Raw genomic sequence first — 21,838 nt, forward strand, 5'->3', positions numbered from 1 at the left:
TAACATTTCTTGTTAGGTGGCCAAATTAACTATGCCACTACAAACAATAAACGACCAACTTAAGAATATTTCTTATATCGAACACTCAAGACATCGGAGTATGAATGGCTTTATGCTGAATTTACTCGCGGGTTTGGTCGCTTGCTGCTTAAAAGAAAATAAGCCAAGCCTTATTTAACTGACGTAGAGCTGAACTCTATGGTTATCGCTTAGGCAGATCTCAGGTTAATTAATGTAAGTAACAGATTTTTATCGCTTGATAAACATCACCCTGTTATCAACGGTTAGCAGGCATGAATACGTTGTGGCACGTTTTGATTTTGGTTTAATTATCATTTTAATTAACGCACCCTTTAAGCTTTTGTTCCATTTTGTTCTGTTTACATCTCTAGCTATTTTAGCATTCTCGTTCTTATAAATAACCGAGTTATCTCCATATCTTTTTATTGCTGCTTTAGTGCATTTTTCTATAACTTGCCGTTGAACATCAATTTTAGATAGACGATCGTGTGCGCTAGCCAATAGTGAAGCGCTTATGGCGCAAATAGCCAGTAAATACTTAAAAACTCTCATATCATTTCCTTACTCTAGCAATTACGGTTTCAAAATGGAACCTTATATTGAGTTGCATTTTGGAACCTGTCAAGTATTATTAGTAATCAATTGATCAGGTAATTAAATGTGAGCTTATGCGTTGGGAAGAAACAAGTAATCAAGTGTGCTCTGTCGCTCGAGCTACATCTATATTTGGAGATAGGTGGACGTTAATTATTTTACGGCAGCTTTTTTTAGGAATGAGGAAGTTTTCAGATATTCAACAAGCGTTAGGCATTACAAAACATCGGTTAGCGGATAGGCTAGGGCGTTTAACAGATGAGAATATTGTTTTTAAATATTTATATGATGAAAGATACAAGCGGTACGAGTATCGGCTAACAGAAAAGGGGGTAGATTTATATGCGGTTATTCTTACGATTGGACAGTGGGGGGATAAGTGGGCTAGTGATAATGATGGTCCGCCAGTTGAGTATGTTCATACTGAATGTAAGCAGGTTGCAAAACCAAAGTTAGTTTGCGGCTGTTGCGGTGATGACTTAACCCCGCATAATTTAAAAGTAAGAATGGGACCAGGTTTAAAGAAAAAACATGCACGTGATGAGTTGTCTGACCAAGATATTAAGTTGTATTCCATTATTGCGTCAGATATTTAAGTTAACCGTCAATGTTACTTAACAAGAATAACATAGACAGCCATTTTAAAATAAGAAAAAACAACGATTTTGATTAAACCATTTTCCAGAAAAATATTACTAATATACGCATGGCAACAAAATAATAATTTTTACTAAGTCTTAGGGTACCATTGGGTTAAACCATGGCCTGCACCTAGATAGGTATCTATGTTTAGTGCTTTATAGATAAGACATACTCCCAAACTACATGTTATCCATATCAATACGCCTATTACTAAAAAGGTAACGGAGACTGATAATGAGAAGAGACCTTTGGCCGCAATGGCTAGGCATACCACTCCCACAATACTGCGAATAGCAGTATCTAACACTCCAACATTCTGCTTCTTAATCATGGTCCTGTAAATTGAATATGTACTTAGCATAAATAGCGGAACTTTGCTCTTATTGATCTAAGTCAATGAAGGTGAAGGGCGGAAATCAAATGGAGCGAGTCAATTTAAGTCAACTCCAGCATGCTTCTGTTGTTTAACGGAGGCATGTGCGTCTGCAATCAGTTATAACAATCACATTTTTACTTGCCAATATGCTTTAAAACGTCTATGGCGTGATTACAGTTGCAATGTTAATGATGTGTTATGTTGCCATAATTTCCTTGCTTTTAGTTAACTATAAGTGTCTGATGCCTTCGATAAAATTGAGTGTTTCTCAAGCACATCAATTCAAACTAATGATTTCACACCGGTTTCACATCACTCTACTTATCATCTCAGCTTATCCGTTGATTTATTAGGCTGTCTATGAAAAATAAAATTGGTTTACTGTTGATGTTAATTGGTACTTATTCAGGCTCGGTTTCGTTGAGCGCCGTTGTGCTGGCTAATGAACAAATTAGCAAACCTTCAATTGCAGAACACACGCAACAAGAACGTCTTAAAAATCGTGTATCTCAGGCCATTTCTCAGTTTGAACAAACGCCTCTTGCTGAATGGTCGTATCACGTTTCACGTTACGAAAATGAAGAAGGTGATATTTCTAGTAGTAGTGAGCAATTCACCCCAAATCCGGCTCGTGTTGGGCAATGGTCCTTACTAGAAATTAATGGCGGTAAACCTACAGAAAAGCAGGCCCGAAAATTTACTGATAGCAAAAGCAACAAACACAGCGGTGGTATTACCCTTAAGCTTAGGGAATTGATTCAGTTAGATAGTTTGCAACACCATTTTGAGTCTGAGGGTTCTCTACATGCAGAATTTAATGTGCACCTCGACAAGTTAGGTGATAAGGCTTCGAAGCAGTTGAAAGGTTCGTTAAAATTTAATAAAACTCAACAATTTATTGAAGTAATAGAGATAATCAATATTGCCCCTTTTTCACCCGCTTTCAGTGCCAAGATTAGCGATTTTAAGTTGGCCTTAAGTTTCTATAAAATTGACAATGCGATTCTACCTCACCAGCAGAGTTTAAATATGAAAGGCAATTTTGCTTTTTTCACTGAAATAGATGAAAAATCCATCGACACCTATTCTAATTATCAATATATAGGTCAATTAGAGCCAGCTAATTAGGAAAGTAAACAGATACACAGGTGCCACTATCACTATGTACTGTTAGTTGCCAGTTTTGGTGTTCACATAACCGTTTAACGATAGACAAACCAAAACCAAAGCTTGTGCTTTGACTTCCTTTTACGGCGGGGTCGGTTACATTGTTGGTAATAGGCTGTTCAATCCCGGGGCCAGTGTCTTTGACGATAAGCGTGCCATCTTTAAAGTGGATGTTGACCTCTCCTTCAAGGGTGTATCTGAAAGCGTTACTGAGTAGATTGTCGAGCAAGACTTTGAGCATACCGGGCTGGGCGTGAACTTCCGTTTGGCAGTTGTCACTGATGTTGATTGCTATTTTTTTACCATCCATCAATGCGTAGTTATCCAAAACCGAGCGCTCAATGATTGGCATAAAAGATACCCGTTCTTTGATTGACTCAACGTGTTCTTCTCTGGCTAGCATTAATAAGGTATATACGGTTTTTTCCATCTGCAAAGACGCATCCGCGATACGCTGTACCACTGCATTTCCCGATTGATGTTCTACTTGGTAACTGTGGTAGAGCTCAGCGGCATTTTGAATAATGGCCAATGGGGTGCGCAACTCGTGGCTTACATCTCGGGTAAAGCACTTTTCGCGCTCTAATGTTTGGGTGATACGGGTAAAGGATTGTTCTAGGGTGCGCGCCAGTATGCCTAATTCATTATTGGGGAATTGTTTAGCAAAATCTTTAGGCATATTTTCAGGGGCCACGTCATCAACAAGGTCCGCCAACTGTTTAAGTGGCTTAACGGTTTTTCTACTGACTAGCCAAGTGAGCAAGCATGCAAGCATACTTACAAATAAGGTACTTATTATTAGAAACTTGATAACACCCGCTCTGATGGGCCGGACTAACAAATCTTCACTTACTTCAGCCACTAACCAGGTATCTGGGTGGCCTTTAATTGCGAATAAGTGATAGTGCCGCCCCTGATTACCGTAAAACTCACGACGCTGCGGTTCTTGTATGGATAGGTCGCGAAAATCTAGTGGAAAGGTAGCTCTAGAGAAGTGCAGTTGCATACTGGTTTTGCGCGTTGTTGGCCATTCATCCGTTTTTTGAAATTCAGATACCAGATACCTTGCTTCTTGTTGCATATCTCGATAGATAAAGCTGTCTTCTAGGGTGTACATAAGCAGAATCGAAATAACGCCATAAATAGCAGATATTGCCACAGTGAATAAACAAGATTGCACAACAAACCTGCGGCTTAAGCTATAAAACTTGCGGGGATTAATTTTCATAATTTACTTACTCTTGGGGTTGCTGACCTTGAGTGACTATATCTAAAGTGAAACCCACACCATGTAAGGTTTGTAATAATGGATAGGCAAAAGGTTTGTCTAACACAGCACGCAATTGATAGATATGTGAGCGAAGTGCATCGGATTCAGTAGGCTCGTCACCCCATAGTTTATGGCTAAGCTCAGAGCGACTAACCACCTGAGGGTAGGCTTGTGCGATTAGGGTCAAAATTTTAAAACCCATGGCACTTAAAGCCAATAGCTCTCTGTCTCGAGTGGCGGTCTTTTTTTTAATATCTATTGTAAGCGGACCTAAGGTAAGTATATCTTTGCGATTCAACAAGTGCCGTCGGGACAACGCCAAACAGCGCACTTCAAGTTCTTGTAGCGAAAAGGGTTTAGTTAAGTAGTCATCGGCCCCTACTTGAAAGCCGGTGACCTTGTCCTCGATGCTGTCTCTGGCGGTGAGCATTAAGATAGGAATATGACGCTCGGCGTGTTTTCGAAGTTGCCGACATACCTCTATCCCATCCATCACCGGTAAATTCAAATCAAGAATAATGAGGTCGTAATAAGCTTGTAACGCCAAATCTAACCCAAGTTGACCCTGGCTGGCAAAATCAAAAATATGGCCTTTTTGCTCCATATATTCAGCGATATTTTTAGCGATACTGGATTCATCTTCGATCAGTAATACATGTAGCTCAGCAGATTCAGTCATTACAAGCTCCAATTTTAGTTAAGCCACTCTTAAAACACATTACAAAGATAACGTGCTTAACATGTCCAAGGCAGGTTTAAAGTCTGGTTTAGTCGCTAATATCTTGTTTAGAGTATCGGCAGCGGCGTGTTTGTCACCTATTTTATGCTGAGCTTTGGCAATTTGTACCTCTAACTTCGGGTTGTTCATCGCGACTTGTGCCAATGTCATCAAAGTCAGTGCGTGTTGGTATTCTTGCTGGCTTTTGGCTTTTTCTAGGTACTGATAACCATACATGCCAACAAACTTAATATTGTATTGGTCTGGCGCATTCTTGAGTGCTTGCACCGCGTTCAAGTCTCCGCCTAGCAACTGCGCAATCAAACCAAGGGTTCTATCATCTTCGTAAGATGCCAATGGTTTAGGCTTAATACCAAGCGACTTGACCAACTCGGTCGCCACTACCACGGTTGAAGATGGATTTTGTCCTGTAATTAAACGCTCTTCAACGGCAACATGTTCGAGCATAATGTCGCTAGATTGGAATTTGCCTCCACGTTCAACCAATTTATCTTCGAGCATAAAGGCAAAGTCTTTCATCCACTTGGTGCCAAACAGGTTCTCTTCTTGATTGGTAAAACCGTTCACAGCTTTATTCGCTACTAGATAACTACCATCGGCTAGCTTCACATCAACCAATGCCGCTGGACCATGGCATACAGCTGCTACTATACCTTGTTGTTGATAGATGTCGGCAATGATTTGCTGTAATGATGTATCTTTTGGCAAATCAAACATGGCACCTTTACCACCAACAATAAACACCCCAGCATAATCATCCGCAGTTAGCTGTGCGGTGGACAGAGTATTATCCAGCTTTGCCATAATACTTGGATCAGTCAATACTTCTTGGTTGTATAGCTTGCTAGGATCATACCGGTCGGCTTCAACTGGCCCGCCCTGAGGGCTAGCAATATCCACCAAAAGGTTATTGTGTTTGAACACCAAATAGGCTTTGGCAAATTCATCAAATTCGTAACCGGGTGCCTCTTTACCTTGTTGTTGACCATAACCACTTACCACCATCAATACTTTTAGGTCAGTTGATTTCGCCAACACCTCGGTGTTGGCAATGATTAATAGTAGGACGAGTAATATAGATATTAATTGTTTAGCGTTTTGCATAATGTTTTCTCCTTTAGTTTTCACTAGCATGACAACTAACGTGTGAAACCAATGTGAAACTCCAATAAAAGTGCTTACTCCGCCATTAATTGACGAACAGAGCTAGAAAGACTGTTTTTGCTGGCGTAAACCCCTAAACCAGTCACCACTAATAAAATAATGCTTAAGGTACCTAACAACCATAAGAAGTTCGGCTGATAATGCATAGAAAACTGCGATTGATAAATAAGTAAACCCGCCGCATAAGTACCGACAATGGCACCACTGGCAGCAATAGAGCCGGTCACTATCCACTCAATCACATTTAGTTTTAAACACGTTTGTTGAGAAAAGCCAAAGCTCATGATCACGCTATTCTTTTTCTTTTCTTTAGCTTCCAGCCCATGAATAGAAGATAGGATCACCACGGTTGCCAGTACAATAATGAGTAAAGCAAAACCACTGATCACTTGTGTGACCATAGCAAGGGTAGAATCAAACCTAGCGGTCATTTCTTGCAATGACACCATTCGCAATGTGGGATGTTGTTGCCATAACGTATTTAAGAGGGGAAATTGTTGTTCAGACAATTCCAAACTCGCCATGCTGTAGTGCACAGCAGTGATATTCTTAATTGCAGAGCTGGGAACTTGAAACCAAAAAGTAATAGACCCTGATCCCGATTTATAGACGTGGCTGGCACTGATGTTAAAAACGATACTTTGTTCGTTTATATAAAAAGTTAAGCTGTCGCCTAACTTCAAGCCTAGATCAGTCATCACTTCTTCTTCAACCGATATCTGTTGCCAATTTGGGGTATTAGCCTGCCACCATTGTCCAGTTACTATACGGTTATTGCTTGGCACTGTGTTTGTCCAGTGCAACCGCACAGTACGGCTTAACGTGGCTAAGCTCTCGCTGGGTTTTTGGGTAAAATCAGCCAAAAGTTGACCGTTGACCTGCGTTAACTTGGCATACGTATAAGGTCGTTGTTGGCGTATGTCGACATCCTGTTCCTGTGCCCAAGACTCGATATCTGACATTTGATTTTTGGTTGCCTGTGAGACAACAAGATTGCCATCATGAGTGCGCTGATAGGCCTGCATGGTTCCGCCTAAGTCTTTTAGTAACATCAAAGTAAACAATAATAAAAATGCACACAGGCCCACACCCAATATCTGAGTACTTTTGCTTAACAGCCGTTGTTTCATCATAAATAGAGCAAAAGGCATTAAACCTGAAACATTCTGAGTCAGCTTTTCACCAAATGAGAGTCCCGCCCAGCTAAAAAATAGAATCAATAAGATACTCAACCCTATTGAAGCAATGACCATAATACTGAGTAAGGCATTATCTGAGTAGACAACAGCCACACCGGCTAGCACTGCGACAGCGCAAATTAAGCTTAGCCAATAGCTGATTCTTTTTTGGTGGTTATTGACTAACTGAGCAACCGAGCTTTGTCTTAAACCGGCCCACACGGGTATTTGAAAAACCAAAAATATTAAGCTAACCGCTAACACAGACTGAACAGCTAACATGGGCTGCCAGTGCCAATTCAAATCTGAAAAAGTGTGGCTCAACCATTGAATTATCATCCAATGACAGACCGCTGAAATCAGCAAAACTGCAGGTAACATTAAGATTACATGCATCAACCACCTAAATATGGACAGTTGGAATACAGTCGATTTTGATGAGCCTAAACTCATACACACAGCACTAAAAAATTGCTCTTTTCGCAATTGCACATGGGTCAGTTGCTGAATCGCAATTGCCGCCATAAAAAATAGAATAATAGAAGCTAAGCCAATAAAGTTTTCGGTGCGTTGCCAAAACAAAGCCAAAGGGTGTGCGCCCTTGGTGTGATAGATTTGTGCAGCAGGCAAATTGACTTTTTGCCAAGCAATGATTTGCGAAATTTGCTGGGAGGAACTAGCAATCAAATACCTATAACCCAATAAGTCTTCAGGGAGATTTAGCTTGTTTAAATCGTTGATATGCAACATGGCCCGCATATCGACACTGTGACCTTCCATCAATCGGTCTGGCTCGTGTTGCAAAATACGCGATACGATGAAGGGGTGATTAGTTATAGTGAGCGTATCGCCAACACTAAGCGATAAGCTAGTCAACAAACGCGGATCTAGCCAAATGTTGCCAGGTTTTGGGCCGGTGTTGACCGCTTCACTGGTAGCGTGTAATGAATTAGATATTTTAATCTTACCTTGCAAGGGGTATCCATCGCCGACGAACTTAAGTTTGGCTCGTTGCCACTTGTCATTGTGGGTCAAGGTTGTGGCAATATACTGCGTCACAATCATATTGGTAGACAGTTCAGCTAACACCTCATGATGAGCATCTGTTAAGGGGTGTTGATGGCTAATCACCACGTCTGCTCCTAACAGGTTCACTAAATTTTCTGTCAAAAAGCTCTGAATACTTTGGCTGGCTTGACTCAGTGTGACAATAAAAACCAATAATATAGCCTGAGTCCACGTCAAAAAACGCTGGTGTGGCAGATGTTTTTGTTGTTGATGAAATTGCCAAGCTAAAAGTAGGTTATTGATTATCATCACAAACCTCCTTATTCACTTTTGTATTCAAATGGCACTTACCATTGCTAAACACGTAAATATGCTGAGCACGCTCGGCAAGCTCTTGGCTATGGGTAACCATTACCAAGCCAGCGCCATGCTCTTGACAGCAAGAGAAAAGAATGTCGGCTACTTCCTGTGCACTTTTTGTATCTAAATTCCCCGTTGGCTCATCTGCAAAAATAAATTTAGGCTGAAATACCAATGCCCGGGCAATCGCTACTCTTTGCTGTTCTCCACCACTGAGTTGTTGAGGTTTATGCTGTAAACGATGCTCCAACCCCACCCGTTGCAACCAGACTTTTGCCTTTGCCTCTGCATTTTTTACCCCTCGCAGTTTTAGTGGCAAAGCTACGTTATGCAGCGCCGTAAGCTCGGGTAACAAATGAAACTGTTGAAAGATAAAACCTGCTTCTTCACGCAACTCGCTCAAAGCACTATTTTTCTGGTTATTAACGTAGATCCCTTGCCCTGAAGTGGGATTTTCTAATCCTGCCATCAACATCAATAAGCTGGATTTACCCGAGCCTGAAGGACCAGTAATAGCATAAGACTGACCTTGAATAATAGATAACGTTAGCTCTTGAAATAGATGTACCTGATTGTCATTCAACGTAAATGACTGACTGACGTTTTGTAATTCAATACGATTGTGGATAGGCATCGACATAACCTTGACTCCTTATTGATAAGTTAGCCAAAGGTTATGCCTGCAGTTGTGAAATCAATGTGAAAGTAGAGCGCTTATCAAAAAATGTTTTCAAGGTGATTTAAAGGGACATATAAATTTCGAAATACTACATACTTAGCTATATTGCCAAGATAGTAGTACTAGAAGCTGTAATTTAGCGCCATACTAACCCTATCCTTGTCCTTAAATTGACCGAATAAGCCATGTTGTGCCCCGTAAAATATATCACAACCCAGCGATAAGATAATGGAAGAAGAGTATTGATGCTCCAACGATAGTTGGAGCAACCCGTCTTCACGATTAATGGATTGAATATTTTGTAGTGAGAGTGTCCATGTTTCATTATAAAATGTTTGCTCATAGCGCATGGTGTATTGATACTCCGTTTGCTCACGAATGATGTCGTGATGGAAATGGTTGATATGGCTAGCAAATATTTGTGCGGTTAAAAATACGTTGCTTATTCCCTGATAATCTAAGCCTAAAACCATTGCTACTTCAGAAGACGTATGTTGATCATTTTGCGTCACACTCCAGTCTGTTAAGTAATGCACATTGGTTGAATAGCCGACTTCGCTTCTTAAGATTACATCGCCCAATACATTGGATGCCGAAAAGCCTAGTAGATGAGAACGCTCGAATTGTGGTTGAATGATAAGCGCCTCTTCTACGTGTTCTCGATACAACACACTTTCATCGCGATAATGATAGAAGTAAACCACTCCAATATCCCAGCCGTTTTCTGTAAACGTACTTAATCTAAATCCAAAATCGCTATCATTGAAAATTTTACCGCGTGTTTTGGGAGCTTTCAGAACAACTTGGTCGGCATGTTGTATTGAAGGAATATATAGCGATGAGGTAAACGCAAAGGTCGGCGCGTTTGTACCACTGGGAAGGTAATTGTATGTTTGATCCGGCACCCATACGGTTTGTAGTTGCCATTGCCCAAGGCCGATTTCGGCGCTGGCTGACCATAAGGGAATTCGCCGTTCATCAAGTCCAGTCAGAATAAACTCACGATAGTTCAGTGGGTTAACAACGTCCAGCACGCGTAACCCATCTGACTGCCCCCATACAATTTGTTGTTTGCCCAATTTTAAAAAGACCTCACCAAGGTAACCATCAACGAAGAATTCTCGTATTTCAAATTCAGCAGAGCCACTCAGATTCATTCTTTTACTGAATGCAGATGAGGTTGGTTCATCAAATTTCCCTGGTTCTAATTCATCTGCAGTATCTACCCTTAAACGGTATTCACTGTAAAATCGAAAATTCTCCCCTGAATATGTGAATGACGGAGTGGTGATATGTTCGAACTGGTTTATTCCAGACTCGCCTACCGACATTTTTGACTGAAACTCTCCTCTAATTTCAGCCTTAGCATAGAAGGTTGTCAGTATTAAGCCGAGTAAAATGGCTATACATCGCATTTGTTTACCCCTAGCGCAGTCCGCGTTTGAGTTGTTGTTGCGTAAACATGTCATTGCGGATCTGTGCTTTGTAGTCAATATCAAAGAACATCATACGTGTAGTGTGTTGTGTTTTATGATTCTTAACCGCAATTTCTGTGACTGTCCAGTATCCATCGATTTGAGTGATGTGTAGATTTTCAATTGTTTTTAAGGCATTGCCGTTTGTGTCCCAAAATTCAATTTTTCGTGACATCCAAATGTTAGGATCAACATAAGTGATGAGGCGAGAGTAACCAAGCTCTTCTGAAAGCTGCTTAGTTTTTGGGGTTAATTCAACTTTGAGTAATAGTTGTTGGTTATCATTTTCTTGTCCGATGAGTTTGGTGTTGTACTCAGAGAGATCATATTTTCCTTCTTTTTTTATTTCTTCATAGGTTAGGTCGGTACCCAAAAAATAGTCCCCTCTATCAGATGCAGAAATTCTTCTGACTCGTCTAAGAGCGGGTAGATACAGCCATTGGTCATCATCTTTTGATTCGTCAGCGTAGTCAAAGGTCAGAAATGCGGTACCTCTGACATTGGTTGGCTCTTTGTAAAAGATCACTGTTTTTTTCTGGTCGCCAAAATACTTCTTATAGCCTTGGGTAACTTCGGTACGCGTGATACCGCGCCTGTCGGTTAGTTCAATTTTAAAACTTCGGGTCACTTGTTGCCCGTCATCACGATTGTTGATGTTTTCTATGATCTCTTGACCAGTCCAATCTTGACTTTGGGCGTTAAAGGTAAGTAAACAGGTTAAGCTTAAAGCGATAAATTTGTTCATGGTTTTCCTTATTTATAGATAAACTTTGGTTTAAATAGCATGACCAGAGAAGGCACAATGGCGAGGCTTGCTATAAACGATGTCGTGACGGAAATAACGACCAGCGAACCGAATTTTATGAGGGGCGGCACATCTGATGTCATAAGTACTCCGAAGCCAAGTGCTATAGCTAAGAAGTTGAAAAGTAGCGCGCGGCCTGTGGTTGCATAAAGAACAATGAGTTGTTCTGCCCATGGTTTACTGGAGTTAGCGATAAGCTCTTTCATCCGATCTATGGTGTGTATGGCAAAGTCGACTCCTAAACCAATAGCTATAGAGGCAAACATGGACGTTCCAACTCCTAGCCAAATATCTGAGATCCCCATCACTGCATATATGATTAAAATCGACAGTCCTACGGGAATAAAGGCAAGAAAGCCAGCTACTGCGGATTTAAAAAGTAGCGATGCCATGATGACTACTGCAAGTATTGATACCACAACGCTGAGTGTATTGGTTTTGGCCAGGTTATCTATCCATTCATAATCCACCTGTATCCTACCGGTTAACGTGGCTGTGACGTTTTCGTCTGAGAATTCTTTAGCCAACCAAGGGCTCATTTCTTCAACTAACAGTTTATTGTTTGAGTATTTGTTACGGGCGACATTGGCTCTGATTAAGGCAAGTTTTCTTTCTCCGTCAATTTCTTCTTCAAACTCAGTGGGATCCCCGGATGAAAAGTACAAAAGAAACAGTTGAGCGACTAATTGTGGGTTGTTTGGAATGCGATAATAGGTTTCATCATCTTCATTAATGGCTTTATTCATCTGTTTTATATAATCGACTATTGATGTTGTTCCGCCTACTTGCGGAAGTGTTTCCAATTTGCGTTGAGTCGCTTCAATTTTTTGTAATATCTCTGGTTGATAAAGGGCTTCAGGATCTTTTGCGTCAATGAAAATATCTAAATAATATGTACCGTCCATCAAACTATTAATTGTTTTGTCTGCAATAAAAATGTCTTCGGTTTCTTTGAAATTAGCTATCCGCTCTTCATCTACCGTTACTTGGTTCGCACCTACCAATGATATAAGAAATAAAATAGCGCCTATCCAAACTGAAACATGTGGACGCTTTAAAATGGCTTTACCAACAGAAGTGATAAAGGAGGATCTTTGAACGGTATCTTTTGATTTATGCAAAAAGCGTTTACTGAGTTTAGGCGTGAGGCAGCTTAATAAAATTGGCAATATTGTTATTGAAAATAACCAAGCAAAAAACACTGACAAAGCACCAAACAAACCAAAATAAATAACAGGTGGCATATCAGACGTGACGGCTAGCCCAAGAAAACCGGCCATAGTGGTAAAGGTTGTAAGGGTAATAGGGCGCCATACGTTAGCCATGGTATTGGCTACTATTTGTTTACGTTGGGCTGATGGGTTTGAGGCTATTTCCGTGTAGTATTGACTAAAGATATGCACAGAATCTGCTACCGCAATACCTATCATACATACGACTAAACCATTGGTTATCACGTAGAAATCTACGCCAAATAATGCCATGGCGCCTAAGGTACTTCCGGCTGTGAGTATGACAATTAAGTTCGGTAAAATAATACCACGAAGAGTTCTGAAGCAGATAAAGAGAATAATGGTAATTATGACTGCAGCTAAAGGGTTGAGTTTTTTGGCATCGTTATCAATGTAGGTTGATAGATAGCCTGATACTGCGCCTTCTCCAGCGATAAACAGTTTGTTTCCGTTACCAAGAGGGGCATCGTCCAATAACTTTTTAATATTGTGGTAAGTGTTAGACGATTCTGTCTCGTCCAGCAGTTCTGCAACAACGATTGTCGCTTGATGATCCTTTGATACTAATAGCCCTTGGTATAATGGGAAGTGGTCGATGGCGTGTTTTATCCAGCTCGTTCTTTCATTAGAAATGGGCGTAGACGTTATAAATTCTTCTACGTTCATGCCTACAGAATCTCCTTCGATATTGGATTCTGTCGCCAGAGATATGATCTTGTCAGGATCTACATTACGTTGTTTAGATAATGTTCTGGTTACCCAGTCAACGAGTTCGAGGGAGTCAGGGGTAAAAATGCCTGTACCTGTGTTGTTGACGATTGCGATAACGAGTGGATCGGAAAGCCCAAAGACTTCTTCAATTTTTTTGTTGGCGACCAGTGCGGGGTTGAGTGGATCGATAAACGCATCAGAGCTTGTATCCTTTTGCAACGATGATATGCCTGATATCAAGGCAATGAACACGAGTATTACAGGCAGACTGACTATCCATCTTTTGGAAAGCATCGTTGAAAAAAACTCAAAGGCTTGTTTATTACTGTGCATATTTAATATTCCTATTATTCATATTTAACGTAGTGTATATACACTATTCATGGTAAAAAAATTCAGACTTTAACTAGACCGCTTTTCCCTCTTGCGAGTTTAGCAATATGTTTCCATAAAGTTTGCCATACTCCTGCACCTAATTGTTCTTCAAAGTTAGACTGAGCTTTTTCCCAAAGTGGGACCGCCTCTAAGAAAATAGCTTCTCCTTTTGGGGTTAATGAAATTTCGCGCTCCCGTCTATATCCTTCAATTCCTAGTTTAATAAGCTCTTTCTTTTCTAATAAACTCAAAGTTCGTACAAGGGAGGTTCTTTCCATCGACAGTGAACTGGCCATAGATGAAATGGAATGTGGTTTTGTGCCTGATATTATTGCCAGCACAGTAAATTGGGTAATTTTAATACCAGCCGGTTTAAGGACTTCGTCATAGTCACGTGTGAGCTTCCTCGATGCTGCACGCATTCGAAAACAAGCACATGTTTCAAGCCGTTTATAAATATCAGTCATACCACTCTCCAGATGTTTAGCAGAATATAACATGTGTATATGCACATGTTCAACTGGGTTTACAATATATTTATTGTACAAAGGTGAATTAATAAAAGGGGTATCCACTTAGCTCCACCTATGTCCATATGTAGTGGTGAGCATTCCATCAAATTTATTGAAATCTGGAAAAGATTATCCGTCCAATTGGGATGAATTTATTCGTTGGTTTCCAAACCATGATGCCTGTTTACAGTTTCTCTTAAACTCAGGTGGCCTTTTGGATTTTGTTGTCCGCGCTGCCGTCAAACTGCTGAGCCATATCACCTATCAAGGGGGCGTTTATTATGTCGCTCTTGTCGTTATCAAGCGACGGTTACCTCTGGTACGTTATTCGATAAAAGTCGCACATCTCTCACTAACTGGTTTGCTGCCGCTTGGTATATCACTAATGAAAAGCATGGTGTTAGTGCTTTAGGTTTACAAAGATTACTCGGCTTAGGTAGTTATCAAACAGCATGGACAATGCTGCATCGATACAGACATGCAATGGTTGACCCATCGAGAGACAAGCTGACAGGAACAGTCGAAGTGGATGAAACTTACGTGGGCGGTACTGATAAAGGGAGTTCACGAGCGCCCAGCTTAACTAGTAAGAAAGCCATTGTGGCGATAGCTGTTGAACTAGAGCAGCCTAAAGGGTTTGGCCGTATTCGCTTAAAACGAATCGAAGAAGCAACACAAAAAACACTGAACCAGTTTGTGCATGATAACGTTGAACAGGGCACTGTAATTAGAACGGATGGAGCTTCCATTTATCGAACCTTACCTACGTTAGGGTATAGTTGGGATAAGCACGTGTTATTAGGCTCAAATGAACCTGCACACGAAACTTTGGTTGGTGTTCATCGAGTCGCTTCTTTAGTGAAAAGGTGGTTACTTGGTACACATCAAGGCTCCGTTAATCTAGAACACTTAGATGCTTATCTTAACGAGTACGCATTTCGGTTTAATCGAAGAAAGTCTCGCTCAAGGGGGTTGTTGTTTTTTAGATTGTTGGAATTGGCAGTACATACCCCACCGATTAAGTATAAAGATGTAAAAATCAAATAAACACTATATGTAGTATGTGGTGGAGCTAAATGGATACCCTTTATTAATATACTGGATGGAGCTTATCCTTAGCTTACTGTATGCGGTCTTGATACTCATTGAGCCTCCCCAATCAGCGTAACTTTCGGCTACTCTGGTTGGTGACAAAACCAAACGGAGAAGCTCAATGAACTTTTATACTAATACACATCCATACTATTGTGGAATTGATTTACACGCTCGCCTACTTTATGTCTGCATTATTGACGAACACGGTGAGGTACTCGTACATAAAAAAATAAAAGATTCACCCGAACAATTACTGTCTTTGCTACAACCTTATTTGGGTAATATTGTTGTTGGCGTCGAATGTATGCACTGCTGGTACTGGGTTAGCGACTATTGCCAATTACACAATATTGATTTTGTGCTCGACCATGCCTTGTATATGAAGGCCATACATGGCGGTAAAACCAAGAATGACAAAATTGATTCATTTAAAATTGCCAAATTACTACGCGGAGGCAATTTCCCCTTGGCATATAACTACCCTAATGAATTACGCTCGACTCGTGATTTACTCCGCAGACGTACCAAGTTAGTACGCTTTGGGGCGGATTTAAAAGCACATGTCACCAACACCGTCAGCCAATATAATTATCGCCCTCACACTCTTAATTTGCGTTATCAACCCGCCCGTGAACAAATGCGTGAGGTGTTTACTGATACTTCTGTACAACGTAATGTCGATATCGACTTAATCATGGTAGGCTGTAATGGTCAAGTAAACCTGTAGGGTTTTTAAGCCGCTTTTTGCATTTCTAAATATTTTTCATGGTGTGTCATATAATTCAATGCTGAATGTCGTCGCTTGTAGTTATAAAATCGAATATAGCTATTAACTGCTTCGGTCATTGATTGATGATTAATAAAAGATAAATAGTTAAGTCTTTCTGTTTTTAAGCTTCTGAAGAACCTTTCCATCGCGGCGTTATCCCAGCAATTTCCTCTTCTACTAATACTTTGGGTGATATTCAGTGTGGCGAGCCTATTCCTGAATGATTGAGCTGAGTATTGCATCCCTTGGTCTGAATGGAATAATAGCTGTTGGGTATCTGGCTGTTTACATCGAATCGCGCTGTCTAAAGCGTGTATCGCTAGTTTTGCATTAGGTGTTTGGGATAGTGCATAACCCACGATTTCTTTGGTCGATAAATCCATGACGCAAGCTAGATAGCTCCAACCTTGGTATGTTCGAATGCAGGTAATATCTCCTACTAAGTGCGTATTATATGTATCTGGGTTGAACTGACACTTTAATATGTTGGAGCATAAGCTGCTTCACTTTCTCCTTCAAGGCAACGATGGTGGCGTGTGGGACAGATAGCGACCACCTTGGCTTTTTTCATTAATGAAGCTGTACGGTAAAGTCCAATACTATACCCTAAAGAGGTGAGCTCTACCCGCATTCTGCGTTTACCATAGGTATTCCCGGTTTTTTCAGCAATACATTTAATCTCATTTATGAGCTTACTCTCTGTATCAGATGGTGCTTGAGCCTGATAATAATAACTACTGCTGGCGACATCTAACACCTCACATAATTCCGTTACGCTATAGTATGGGTGAGCTTTCTTCATATTTTTAGCTAATTCAACGTGTGATTGTCTCGAATGAAGAAAGCAGCGGCTTTTTTTAATATCTCGTTATCCCTGTTTGCTCGCCAAAGTTGCTTTTCTAACTCTTGAATACGTTGCTGCTCTGGAGTCATAGCTGACTCGCCTGCGCCTGATATTTCTTGCACTTGTTTATTGGTATAGCCTTCTTCTACCATTAACTTCGCATATGCAACTTTGTTGGGCATACCAATTGTGCTTACCACAAAGGATGATGTGAAAATGAGGGAGCCTCCGCCTTTCATAGCTGGGATTTGGTACTTTGCACCCAGAAAACTGCCAGTAAGGTTAATCCGCAAAGTGTTTTCCCAGTCTTCAATGCTCAATTCTGTCACAGCATCGTTGCTGCCTAGAATTCCCGCATTGTTAAAGGCGATATCCAACCCGCCGAATTCACTTACCGCCAAAGCAACCAATGCTTTGGCGTAACTCTCCTCTGCCACATCTCCGGCCAGTGCCGTAGCCTGCCAACTTTCAGCAACAATTTCGGCAACAAGCGTGTTCAATTCATTGTCTCGCCGCGCTCCGACGACCACTTTAGCTCCCTCATGGGCGAAAAGTTTTGCTGCCGCCCGCCCGATACCTGAGCTTGCACCTGTTATGATTGCGACTTTATTTGAGAGTGAGGCCATTTTTATATCCTTGTATTATTGAATGTCTAGATTCATATAATGAATGGCAGCTCTCCATCGACCCGTTTCTTGCTAAGTTAATGGTATGCCCTTGGATTTAATGGAATTGGCTGTGTCAATTTATGCGGCGCAAGTATTATGACACCTTGCCCAAACGAAACTCCAGTGATAGTAATATTTCCTCCCATTCACGCAAAGTTTTGAATATGGAAAAGTTCTAACTTTGTATGATATGGCGCCCCATTGCGTAAGTTGTTGATAAATAAAAATAATATTCACATAAAAATAGCACCCTTGTATGTTGACTACCTTATCTATTTGAATCTAAAGAATTTTTAAGCTCGATACAGTGAACTAATTTCAAGCATTCTTCGTGTGATTGAGGGCTTCAAGCATCAGGGCTTCGTACTCATCTTCAAGGCTCTCAGGAATGAGAACCCATTCTTTAAAGCGCTTTTTTGTGAAGTTAAATTCATGCCCTTTACCGATATCTATAAGCTCATTAACACGCTTCTCTGGTAGTTTAAGTATTAAGGAACTTTCTTTTGTAAACATCATGGAAAAAAACTGTCCATTGTAGCGTAGGCATGGTGTTCCCATCATGGTGGATTTTTCGGCGCCATGAAGTTCAATGAATTTGTATTCAAGTTCTTCATAATCCATGTATTGCGCCTCTAATATGTTTTAAAAGCTCAGGGTTGTTGTCGAGCTTGCGCGGGCCCATCAACATGCCTTTTAAACCGTTAGATTTTAAATACTCTAAAGACAGTGAATCATTAGAGCATTCCAAAAATGATTGTATGTTACCCAAAAGCATAAAAGACTTGTTGGGCTTTTTTTGCGGTTCGAGGGGCTTTAAATAAGGCGAAGTAAGAGTGCTTACCATGCTGTCGGGTAGGTTTATTTGAGTAACTTTACTGACAAACCCAATCTTTTTATGAGGGGCCGTCAGGTAAATATAGACAATATCACCAACGTTGACCTTAGAGCTGATGGGCCAAGCAGCATTGTCTTCTATAAGTGCAGATAATACGTCATAAAATTTTACGTTCGCAGTGTAGAGCCATTCAGCCATATTAGTGTCCTTAACTATTCTTCCGGCATAGCCATCATTTCAGAAACCTCTAAAGTGCCGCCTATTACATGTATGTGTGGACAGTTTTTGAGAAGCTCAAGCGCGTCATCCATAGTGGCGGCCTCTAGTATTGAAAATCCCATGAGAGGGTGGGGGGAGGCTTGGTCAGATATGCCTGTAGCATTCAGTGTTTTTGTTATTCCGACGGGCGTGCCAGGGTTGACTAAGGCTGCGCCCAGACCAGCGGCCCAAGTCTTCCATTGTTCCATAGCTTCCTTTCCCGCTTCAGGTGTTTCTGGCTTTTGACCGCCATGGTAGGTAAATATAAATTGAGTCATAATTCTACCCTTTTCTGTTAAGTGTTATTTTTAAAAACAAGTCCAAGCGCAATTCCAGCCAACATGAATTGAATGGTTTGAAATATGGTGTGGTAAATTAAAAACGGCATAACGGGATCAATATTGAATTTTGCAGCCGTAGCAAAGCCCATTGCGGTATAGGTCATGAGTCCGATAATGAGGCTGAACTTGATGCCCGTCAGGATCTGGTTTTTCTTACTGTTATTATAAAATGGGTAGAGATATCCTATTACGATCCCCTGAATGACTATGGCCGCAATCCCCAATGGCATAATAGGCTCACTACGCTGGAATGCGCCCCATTCAACATATAAATCATGAAAGAACACCATATGCCACGGATAGGCCCACGCCATTGTAATGACGAAATATGCTATAGTGAATAAAGCTAGTTTCTTCATGATGTCTGGCCCGCAAGAAGAGCCTGAAGTTTGTCCAGAGTACCCGTCCATCCTGCGTTATGCCTCTCACATGATTCTTTATCCATGAATTTCTGATGCGTCAGAACCATTTCAGTTCCACCCTCAACTTCATGGAAATCAACGGTCACTAACGTTAATACGCCTGCTTCTGGGAGCGGGGCTTCCCAAATCCATGTGAACACTAACTGTGATGGAGCGGTGATTTTTAAAAATTCACCATGCACAAAACTACGTGTATCAAGACAATTTTTATCATCAAATCCAAATCGGTATTTACCTTTTGGTTGTGGGTCAATTTCTATGAGACCTAGATTAATATCCTGTGTTGGCCCCATCCATTTCATGAGGTGTTCTGCTTTTAGCCATGCACTAAATACAAGTTCTCTTGGAAATGCTAATGTGCGCTTCACCTGTAGTTCGATGCTTCCATCTTTTTTTAATTCTGCAATCATGTTTTCTCACTAATGTTGTGTAAATATTCCTCAAGCGCATCAAACCTTTCGTCCCAAAATTTCTGATAATGAGAGACCCATTCCATTATTTCCTTTAATGGCTCAGGCTCCATATGAAGGCGATGTGTTCTACCTTCTTTATGGCGAGAAAGCATGCCGGCACGCTCTAATATGTGGAGATGCTTGGTCATTTGCGAAGGTGTTTCATTTAGGGGGGCTGATACTTCAGCTACCGACATATCGGTAGTCGAAATTTGCTCAATGATTCTTCGCCTTACCGGATGTGATAAAGCAAAGAAAGCATCGTCAATTTGTTGTTCTCTAGCATAATTCATAATATTACACTACACGGTGTATTATTGTTGTGCAAGAACTTTTATAATTGATGTGTGCCCAAAATATGGAGCTGAATAGGCATTTTCAATGAAATGTCATTTCGATCAATATAGAGCAATACTCATTGAGGAGTTTCGCTTTTCAAAATATTCTCCTAATCAGAGAGTGAATTGAAAAATGCGTTGGAAAGCTATAAATTTAGAAACTGCGCCTACAATTCTGGAATGAAGCTTCTTTGCAAAGGGTTGAAAAAAAATCAGTTAATAAATCACTATATGTAGTGCAGTCAGTTTCTGAGCTAAATAGCTTTATCGGAAGAAATATGCGATATATGCATATGATAAATTTTTTTGAAAAAATCACTAACTCGCCCTCGTATTTCCCCTGAACAGGCTGAGGCGTCTTAATAAAATTTCTAACGGAGAAAAGTCGTTATGCTTAAAATGAAAATGTCTGCATGCATTAATGCTAGCCCAGAGGATACTTGGGCATTTCTTGCTGATTTAGACAATATTTCTTCATGGTCAGAACCTGTTAGATCATCTGAATGTAAAGGCGATCGTACAAAAGGTGTTGGCACCGAACGGACATGTCGTATTGGTGACAATACGGTGATCACTGAACGATGGATTTCTTGGAAGGAGGGCGAGTCCTATACTTATGAAGGATTTGATTTGCCCTTAGTTAAATCTGCCAAAAATACTTGGTCGCTTAAAGCTGAAAATGGCAATACCTTATTAACCACTGAATCAGAAGTTGTACTTAAAGGTGGCATATTTGGAAGAATCCTTGAGCCTTTAATGTTACTTATTTCTAAAAAAATGGGTTCAGACTCTCTCTCTGCTTTTAAATATCTAGTGGAGAATGGGCAACCTTACGAAGGCAAACATTCATCTTTGCCGAGAGTATCTGCAATTTGCTAAATTCGGCCAACAGACGCATTAAAAATGACCAGCAGAAAGTAAGTTTTGGGCTCGTTGCTAATCACTCCGTCACCAACTGGCTTTACGCCATTATATTATGCTGTATGCTGATCGCATTTTTTACAAATGATGCTTTCTTCAATTGGGCATTTGACCGCCACCACAACACATTGTCATGGTGGCTGCGCCCTCTGATGGTTTTACCCTTTGCGCTGGCTGCTTGGTACCGCTCATGGAGTGGTATATGGCTTTCCCTCGTCGCGATGTTCAGCTCTATGTTTTGGTTTCCTGCGCCAGAAGTACCAGACCCGAAAGTTATGGAGTTTTTAGCGATGGAAAAAACGTTACTGCAATCTGGGTGGACAATGACAAACATGCTTGGCGCGGCCAGCGTTATGGCCTACGGCATATTTTTAGGAGCAGCCCTGTGGAAGCGTTCACTCTGGCTTGGCTTAGGCGTGGTGGTATTAGGTGGTGTTTTAAAGATGTTATGGTCTATCACCTTTAGCCCCGAAGCAGGAGACTCTATTATACCGATTGCAATTGTGGCGACAGGGTTTACTGTTTTATACCTTGGCTATATTTTTCATAGGCACCGAAAGCGAACAAAGAAAAACGCGTCATAAAAT

The 21,838-nt window shown here is 40.8% G+C and carries 21 protein-coding genes and 5 pseudogenes; 7 read left to right on the forward strand and 19 right to left on the reverse strand.

From position 1 onward, the window contains the following. Positions 1-37: 37 nt before the first annotated feature. Positions 38-213, forward strand: a pseudogene (locus ABJE44_RS13975) (IS982 family transposase); the annotation flags it as partial. A gap of 36 nt (positions 214-249) precedes the next feature. Here the strand turns inward: ABJE44_RS13975 and ABJE44_RS13980 are convergent. Beyond that, positions 250-573, reverse strand: coding sequence for a hypothetical protein (locus ABJE44_RS13980; protein ID WP_348109831.1), 324 nt, complete (start codon positions 571-573; stop codon positions 250-252). 116 nt (positions 574-689) lie between these two features. Here ABJE44_RS13980 and ABJE44_RS13985 point away from each other — a divergent pair, with 116 nt between their 5' ends. Continuing rightward, a complete protein-coding gene (locus ABJE44_RS13985) occupies positions 690-1,211 on the forward strand; it encodes a helix-turn-helix domain-containing protein (protein WP_348109829.1) in 522 nt (173 codons plus the stop codon). Positions 1,212-1,345: 134 nt separating this feature from the next. Here the strand turns inward: ABJE44_RS13985 and ABJE44_RS13990 are convergent, their stop codons facing one another. Further along, the gene (locus tag ABJE44_RS13990; RefSeq protein ID WP_348109827.1) at positions 1,346-1,588 is read right to left on the reverse strand and encodes a DUF2892 domain-containing protein; all 243 of its coding nucleotides are present in this window, start codon (positions 1,586-1,588) and stop codon (positions 1,346-1,348) included. Positions 1,589-1,993: 405 nt separating this feature from the next. Here ABJE44_RS13990 and ABJE44_RS13995 point away from each other — a divergent pair, with 405 nt between their 5' ends. After that, a complete protein-coding gene (locus ABJE44_RS13995; protein WP_348109825.1) occupies positions 1,994-2,761 on the forward strand; it encodes a hypothetical protein in 768 nt (255 codons plus the stop codon). Here ABJE44_RS13995 and ABJE44_RS14000 read toward each other — a convergent pair. The 9 genes from ABJE44_RS14000 to ABJE44_RS14040 form a co-directional block, all read right to left on the reverse strand. Continuing rightward, positions 2,754-4,028 (reverse strand): HAMP domain-containing sensor histidine kinase, encoded by a 1,275-nt coding sequence (locus ABJE44_RS14000; protein ID WP_348109823.1) that lies wholly within the window; start codon positions 4,026-4,028, stop codon positions 2,754-2,756. The two genes, ABJE44_RS13995 and ABJE44_RS14000, sit on opposite strands and share 8 nt — an antisense overlap. Before the next feature lie 7 nt (positions 4,029-4,035). Further along, positions 4,036-4,749: a response regulator transcription factor gene (locus ABJE44_RS14005; RefSeq protein WP_348109821.1), complete on the reverse strand. Its 714-nt coding sequence runs from the start codon at positions 4,747-4,749 to the stop codon at positions 4,036-4,038. A gap of 39 nt (positions 4,750-4,788) precedes the next feature. Further along, the gene (locus ABJE44_RS14010) at positions 4,789-5,913 is read right to left on the reverse strand and encodes a type 1 glutamine amidotransferase domain-containing protein (RefSeq protein ID WP_348109819.1); all 1,125 of its coding nucleotides are present in this window, start codon (positions 5,911-5,913) and stop codon (positions 4,789-4,791) included. A gap of 74 nt (positions 5,914-5,987) precedes the next feature. After that, positions 5,988-8,468 (reverse strand): FtsX-like permease family protein, encoded by a 2,481-nt coding sequence (locus ABJE44_RS14015; RefSeq protein ID WP_348109833.1) that lies wholly within the window; start codon positions 8,466-8,468, stop codon positions 5,988-5,990. Beyond that, on the reverse strand, positions 8,455-9,159 hold the full coding sequence (locus tag ABJE44_RS14020) for an ABC transporter ATP-binding protein (protein ID WP_348109817.1): 705 nt from the start codon (positions 9,157-9,159) through the stop codon (positions 8,455-8,457). Before ABJE44_RS14020 ends, ABJE44_RS14015 begins: the two co-directional genes overlap by 14 nt. 161 nt (positions 9,160-9,320) lie before the next feature. Beyond that, on the reverse strand, positions 9,321-10,667 hold the full coding sequence (locus tag ABJE44_RS14025) for a DUF1302 family protein (RefSeq protein WP_348109815.1): 1,347 nt from the start codon (positions 10,665-10,667) through the stop codon (positions 9,321-9,323). After that, positions 10,624-11,418 carry an outer membrane lipoprotein-sorting protein gene (locus tag ABJE44_RS14030; RefSeq protein ID WP_348109813.1) on the reverse strand — a complete coding sequence of 265 codons (795 nt, stop codon included), beginning with the start codon at positions 11,416-11,418 and terminating at the stop codon, positions 10,624-10,626. Before ABJE44_RS14030 ends, ABJE44_RS14025 begins: the two co-directional genes overlap by 44 nt. Positions 11,419-11,426: 8 nt before the next feature. Continuing rightward, positions 11,427-13,754 carry an efflux RND transporter permease subunit gene (locus ABJE44_RS14035; RefSeq protein ID WP_348109811.1) on the reverse strand — a complete coding sequence of 776 codons (2,328 nt, stop codon included), beginning with the start codon at positions 13,752-13,754 and terminating at the stop codon, positions 11,427-11,429. A 62-nt stretch (positions 13,755-13,816) separates the two neighbouring features. After that, on the reverse strand, positions 13,817-14,371 hold the full coding sequence (locus tag ABJE44_RS14040; RefSeq protein ID WP_348109809.1) for a MarR family winged helix-turn-helix transcriptional regulator: 555 nt from the start codon (positions 14,369-14,371) through the stop codon (positions 13,817-13,819). Positions 14,372-14,399: 28 nt separating this feature from the next. On the opposite strand from ABJE44_RS14040, the pseudogene ABJE44_RS14045 reads away from it, so the two are divergent. Further along, a pseudogene (locus ABJE44_RS14045) lies at positions 14,400-15,355 on the forward strand (IS1595 family transposase). A 166-nt stretch (positions 15,356-15,521) separates the two neighbouring features. Beyond that, a pseudogene (locus ABJE44_RS14050) lies at positions 15,522-16,109 on the forward strand (transposase); the annotation flags it as partial. Positions 16,110-16,135: 26 nt separating this feature from the next. Here ABJE44_RS14050 and ABJE44_RS14055 read toward each other — a convergent pair. The 8 genes and pseudogenes from ABJE44_RS14055 to ABJE44_RS14090 all read right to left on the reverse strand — a co-directional run bounded on the left by ABJE44_RS14055 (position 16,136) and on the right by ABJE44_RS14090 (position 20,285). Beyond that, positions 16,136-17,198 (reverse strand): annotated as a pseudogene (locus ABJE44_RS14055) (IS3 family transposase). A 36-nt stretch (positions 17,199-17,234) separates the two neighbouring features. Further along, a pseudogene (locus ABJE44_RS14060) lies at positions 17,235-17,642 on the reverse strand (SDR family NAD(P)-dependent oxidoreductase); the annotation flags it as partial. A gap of 360 nt (positions 17,643-18,002) precedes the next feature. Next, on the reverse strand, positions 18,003-18,305 hold the full coding sequence (locus ABJE44_RS14065; protein ID WP_348109807.1) for a hypothetical protein: 303 nt from the start codon (positions 18,303-18,305) through the stop codon (positions 18,003-18,005). Continuing rightward, complete coding sequence (locus ABJE44_RS14070; RefSeq protein WP_348109805.1) at positions 18,295-18,717, reverse strand: hypothetical protein; 423 nt, start codon at positions 18,715-18,717, stop codon at positions 18,295-18,297. Before ABJE44_RS14070 ends, ABJE44_RS14065 begins: the two co-directional genes overlap by 11 nt. A 14-nt stretch (positions 18,718-18,731) precedes the next feature. Next, positions 18,732-19,055 (reverse strand): hypothetical protein, encoded by a 324-nt coding sequence (locus ABJE44_RS14075; protein WP_348109803.1) that lies wholly within the window; start codon positions 19,053-19,055, stop codon positions 18,732-18,734. A 17-nt stretch (positions 19,056-19,072) separates the two neighbouring features. After that, complete coding sequence (locus tag ABJE44_RS14080; RefSeq protein ID WP_348109801.1) at positions 19,073-19,477, reverse strand: hypothetical protein; 405 nt, start codon at positions 19,475-19,477, stop codon at positions 19,073-19,075. Beyond that, positions 19,474-19,950 carry an SRPBCC domain-containing protein gene (locus ABJE44_RS14085; RefSeq protein WP_348109799.1) on the reverse strand — a complete coding sequence of 159 codons (477 nt, stop codon included), beginning with the start codon at positions 19,948-19,950 and terminating at the stop codon, positions 19,474-19,476. Before ABJE44_RS14085 ends, ABJE44_RS14080 begins: the two co-directional genes overlap by 4 nt. Further along, positions 19,947-20,285: a metalloregulator ArsR/SmtB family transcription factor gene (locus tag ABJE44_RS14090; protein ID WP_348109797.1), complete on the reverse strand. Its 339-nt coding sequence runs from the start codon at positions 20,283-20,285 to the stop codon at positions 19,947-19,949. Before ABJE44_RS14090 ends, ABJE44_RS14085 begins: the two co-directional genes overlap by 4 nt. A 435-nt stretch (positions 20,286-20,720) precedes the next feature. Between ABJE44_RS14090 and ABJE44_RS14095 the strand changes: the two genes are divergently transcribed. Together ABJE44_RS14095 and ABJE44_RS14100 are read left to right on the forward strand one after the other, a co-directional pair. Beyond that, the gene (locus ABJE44_RS14095) at positions 20,721-21,209 is read left to right on the forward strand and encodes an SRPBCC family protein (protein WP_348109795.1); all 489 of its coding nucleotides are present in this window, start codon (positions 20,721-20,723) and stop codon (positions 21,207-21,209) included. 104 nt (positions 21,210-21,313) lie between these two features. Continuing rightward, on the forward strand, positions 21,314-21,835 hold the full coding sequence (locus ABJE44_RS14100; protein WP_348109793.1) for a hypothetical protein: 522 nt from the start codon (positions 21,314-21,316) through the stop codon (positions 21,833-21,835). Positions 21,836-21,838: the final 3 nt, after the last annotated feature.

The organism is Paraglaciecola sp., from assembly GCF_039942875.1.
Taxonomy (GTDB): domain Bacteria; phylum Pseudomonadota; class Gammaproteobacteria; order Enterobacterales; family Alteromonadaceae; genus Paraglaciecola.